Source organism: Actinoplanes sp. NPDC048791, assembly GCF_040650095.1.
In the GTDB taxonomy this organism is placed as follows: Bacteria; Actinomycetota; Actinomycetes; order Mycobacteriales; family Micromonosporaceae; genus Actinoplanes.
Window position 1 is genome coordinate 1 of record NZ_JBEZGQ010000684.1, and the last position, 4,662, is coordinate 4,662.

Genomic DNA, 4,662 nt, shown 5'->3' on the forward strand with positions numbered 1-4,662 from the left:
CGCGGCCGGCGGGGTGCCGGGCCGCGAACAGCCCGGCGCCCGCCGCCTCCGGACCTCCCGACCGATCCGAGCCGGCAGAGCCCGCCGCCACCGAGCCGGCAGAGCCCGCCACGACCCGGCCCGCGGCCCAAGACGCCTCAACCACGCATCCATCAGCGGCGCAGCCCACGAATGGGCAAGCCGCGAACGGCAAGACCGCGCAACCTGCGAACGGGCAACCCACCAACGGGCAACGCACGACGGTGCAGCCCACGGCCCATCCGCCGACCGAGGGACAACCCACGACGGTCCCTCCCGCTCCTGCGCAGCCGGTCAACGAACAACCCACGACAGCGCAGCCCACCACCGCACCACCCGCCAACGGGCAACCCACGACGGCGCAGCTCGGGACCTCGCAGACCACGACGGCACAGCCCACGACCGCGCAGCCCGCGACCTCGGAGGTCGCCAACGGGCAACCCACGACGGCGCAGCTCGGGACCTCGCAGACCACGACGGCACAGCCCACGACCTCGCAGCCCGCGACCTCGGAGGTCGCCAACGGGCAACCCACGACGGCGCAGCCCGCGAACGGGCAGCCGGCAAGCGCGCAGGTCACGACCACCCAAGCCCCAACCCCGCAGCCCACGACCCCGCGGCCGACAACCGCGCACACGCCCGCCGCGCAGACAGCGACCCCGGCCGCCCTCCCGCTCAACGGTATTCACCGGGCCGACCATCGGGACGCGTCCCCGGCCGACGGTGGCCGGCAGTCGTGGCCGGACATCTTCTCCGCTCACGACGACGCCATCAACAGCGCCGCCGGTGAGCAGCTCGCCGCCCTCATCGCCCGCGCCGCGCACGCGCCCAGCGGGCTCGTGCATTTCGTCGACGGTGAGGCGTTGCGGATCTACGGCAGTTACGGCATGCGGATGCGCTGGGAGGACATCGGCGACACCCCGCTGCGGGACAGTCTCGCCGGGCTGGTCGTTGCCGACGGCCGGCCGTTGGTGATCACTGACTTTGCCACCGATCCGCGGATTCCGGCCAATTCTCCGATCCGGCGGCGGGGGCTCAGCGGCGCCTATCTCGGGCAGCCGATCCGGGACGCCTCCGGGGCCGTACTCGGGATCTGTTGCGCGCTCGACACCCAGCCGCATGAGTGGTCCGCCGAGGATGTCGCCGCCGTCGGTGACGCCGCGCGGCTCGGGACGTTGCTCATCACCGAGCAGCAGGGGCGCCAGGAGGTTGATCGGCAGCGGCGGTTCCTGGACGCCGTGCTGGACAACCTGCACGACGGGGTCACCGCCTGCGACGCCGAGGGCCGGGTTGTGCTGGTCAATGCCCGGATGCAGCGGCTCTGGGGTGGCGCGCGGATGCCCGCCGAACTCTCCGACGACCCCGCCGGGCCGAGTGACGGGGACGGGCGGCCCGTCGCTCCCGGTGATGTCGCTCTGTTCCGGGCGCTTCGCGGTGAGCGGCTTCGCAACGAGGAGCTGGTGCTGCAGGGGCGTGGGGGGCGTACCCGCTACTACCTGATCGACGCGCAGCCGATTCTCGGGCCGGACGGGGAGACCGTCGGCGCTGTGCAGGCCGTCCAGGATGTCACCCGGCAGCGGCGGGCCGAACGGTTCCGTACCTGTGAGCTTGCCGTTGTCACCGCCCTCGCCGCCGCTCCCACGATCGAGGCGGCCGGGCCTCGGGTGCTGGAGGCCGTGGTCGGCACGCTCGGCTGGACCCATGCCGAGTTGTGGCTGGTCGACGAGGCCGCCGGTGTGGTGCGATCCGCCGCCAGCTGGAACTCGCCCAGCTGGCAGTCCGACATCGAGGTGCCGGCCGAGCTGCCGTACGGCACCGGGTTGCCCGGCCGGGCCTGGCAGGCCGGCAAGCCGTTGTGGATCCGCGACGTCGGCCGGCCGCAGAGCCTGATCTCGCCCGAGACGGCCGAGAGCTCGCGGCTGCACACCGCGCTGGCCATCCCGGTGCGCAACGGGCTCGAGCCGCTGGGTGTGCTGACCGCTTTCGCCGACACCATCGAGGATCCCGAGGACGAGCTGGTCGCGCTCATGTCCGGGATCTCCGCGCAGATCGCCCAGTTCATCGAGAAGCGGCTGGTCGAGGATCTGCAGCGGCAGCTCATCCGGACCAAGAACGAGTATCTCGCGCTGATCGGTCACGAGCTGCGGACGCCGCTGACCTCGATCGCCGCCTACACCGAGCTGCTGCGGGACGCCGACGCCGAGACGCTCGTGGCCGAGGGGCCCCGGCTGCTGGAGGTCATCGACCGCAACGCCACCCAGCTGCGGCACATCATCAACGAACTCCTTGAGCTCTCCGCGCTCGACACCGGGCACGCCGCGGTGCAGCTCAGCCCGATGAACCTGGCCGAGCTCGTCCGGGAGTCGGTGCAGGCGGCCCGGGACGCCATCACCGACGAACCGGTGACGATCGCCGACGAGCTGCCCGACGAGCTGGTGCTGCCCGGTGACCGGCACCGGCTGCGCCAGGTTGTCGACAACGTGCTCGGCAACGCCGTGAAGTACAGCCCCGACGGCGGGCGGATCGCCGTGCGGTTGCGGACCACCGGCCGGGCCGCCGAGCTGTCGATCTCGGACACCGGGATCGGCGTCTCGCAGGAGGAACGCGAGAAGATGTTCACCGGCCTGTACCGCACGAGCCGGGCCCGGGACCGGGCCATCCCCGGCACCGGGCTGGGGCTGACGCTCAGCCGCGCGGTCGTGCAGCGCCACCACGGCACCATCGAGCTCAGCGAGCACGAAGGACCCGGCACCACCGTGTGCGTGCGGCTGCCGTTGGATGCTCGTTGACAACTCGTTGACAATTGTGACCCTGTTCACCGGGCGGCCGCCGGGCGAGGATGACCATCATGACGAGGTGGACACCAGACCCGACGTTCTATCCCTCCCCGCGTGACGCCGCCGGTGCGCCCGCCGAACAGCTGGCGTACATCGCCGCGTTCGACCGGTCGGCCGGGCAGCCGGACGCCATCGCCGTCGTGGACACCGACCCGGCCTCCGCGACGTACGGCGCGGTCGTCGGCTGGACCGAGCTGCCGCACACCGGCGACGAGCTGCACCACTTCGGGTGGAACGCGTGCAGCAGCGCCCTGTGCCCCACCGCGCCGCACCCGCACGTCGAACGGCGCTACCTGATCGTGCCCGGGCTGCGCTCGTCGCGGATCTACGTGCTGGACACCAAGGACGACCCGCGCAACCCCGTACTGGTCAAGGAGATCCCGGCCGAGGAGCTGGCCGGCAAGGCCGGCTACTCCCGGCCGCACACCATCCACTGCGGCCCGGACGGCATCTACGTCTCCGCGCTCGGCGGCGGCTCGGCCGACGGACCGGGCGGCATCGCGGTGCTGGACCACACGACCTTCGAGGTACGCGGCGCGTGGGAGAGCGACCGCGGCGACCAGTACCTGGCGTACGACTTCTGGTGGCACCTGACCCGCGACGTGCTGGTCTCCTCCGAGTGGGGCACGCCGTCCATGATCGAGGACGGTCTGGTCCCGGAGCTGCTGCTGGGCCGCAAGTACGGCCACCGCCTGCACTTCTGGGACCTGGCCAAGCGTTCCCTGGTGCAGACGGTCGACCTCGGCGACCAGTACCAGATGACGCTGGAGCTGCGCCCCGCCCACGACCCGCGCAAGGAGTACGGCTTCCTCGGCGTCGTCACCAGCGTCGAGGACCTGTCCGCCTCGGTCTGGGTGTGGCACCGGGAGAACGGCGAGTTCAAGGTCACCAAGGTCATCGACGTGGCCGCCGAGCCCGCCGACGCCGACGCCCTGCCGCCGGCGCTGCAGCCGTTCGGTGCGGTCCCGCCGCTGATCACCGACATCGACCTGTCCGTGGACGACCGCTTCCTCTATGTCTCCTGCTGGGGCACCGGCGAGCTGAAGCAGTTCGACGTCAGCGACCCGTTCCACCCGGTGCAGACCGGCTCGGTCCGGCTCGGCGGCGTCGTCGGCCGGGTGGCGCACCCGTCGTTCCCGGACGAGCGGCTGGCCGGCGGCCCGCAGATGGTCGAGGTCTCCCGCGACGGCCGGCGGGTCTACGTCACGAACTCGCTGTACGGCTCCTGGGACGACCAGTTCTACCCGGACGGCGTGGGCGCCTGGCTGGCCAAGATCGACGTGGACACCGAGCGCGGCGGCATGACCCTGGACCCGAACTTCTTCCCGCACGGTGACGAGTTCCGCGGCCGGCGGGTGCATCAGGTACGGCTGCAGGGTGGCGACGCCTCGTCCGACTCGTACTGCTTCCCGTGACCGGTGGCCAGCTCGCGGTGCTGGCGGCGCTGGGCGCCTTCCACGGGCTGAACCCGGCCATGGGCTGGCTCTTCGCGGTGGCCCGGGGCATGCAGGAACGCAGCCGGGCCGTGCTGCTGCGGTCGGTGCCACCAATCGCCGCCGGGCACCTGGCCTCGGTGGCGATCGTCGCGGCGGTGGTGTCGGCGACCGAGTCGGTGGTGGCCGGCAACGTGGTGGCCATCGCCGGCGGGGTCGTGCTGGTCGGCTTCGGCCTGTGGCGGCTGCTCTCGGCCCGGCATTTCCGGTGGGCCGGGATGCGGCTGTCCGCGGCGCAGCTGGCCGGCTGGTCGTTCCTGATGTCCTCGGCGCACGGCGCCGGGCTGATGCTGCTGCCGGTGCTGGCCACGACG

2 protein-coding genes and 1 pseudogene are annotated in these 4,662 nt (G+C 72.2%); all 3 read left to right on the plus strand.

All coding sequences use genetic code 11. The features are described 5' to 3' along the window. The first annotated feature begins 242 nt into the window (after positions 1-242). Positions 243-2,807, plus strand: a complete 2,565-nt coding sequence (locus AB0C29_RS34475) for an ATP-binding protein (protein ID WP_360829301.1) — start codon at positions 243-245, stop codon at positions 2,805-2,807. Positions 2,808-2,866: 59 nt separating this feature from the next. After that, the gene (locus AB0C29_RS34480) at positions 2,867-4,270 is read left to right on the plus strand and encodes a selenium-binding protein SBP56-related protein (protein WP_360829304.1); all 1,404 of its coding nucleotides are present in this window, start codon (positions 2,867-2,869) and stop codon (positions 4,268-4,270) included. Further along, positions 4,267-4,662, plus strand: a pseudogene (locus AB0C29_RS34485) (hypothetical protein); the annotation flags it as partial. The gene AB0C29_RS34480 and the pseudogene AB0C29_RS34485, both read left to right, overlap by 4 nt.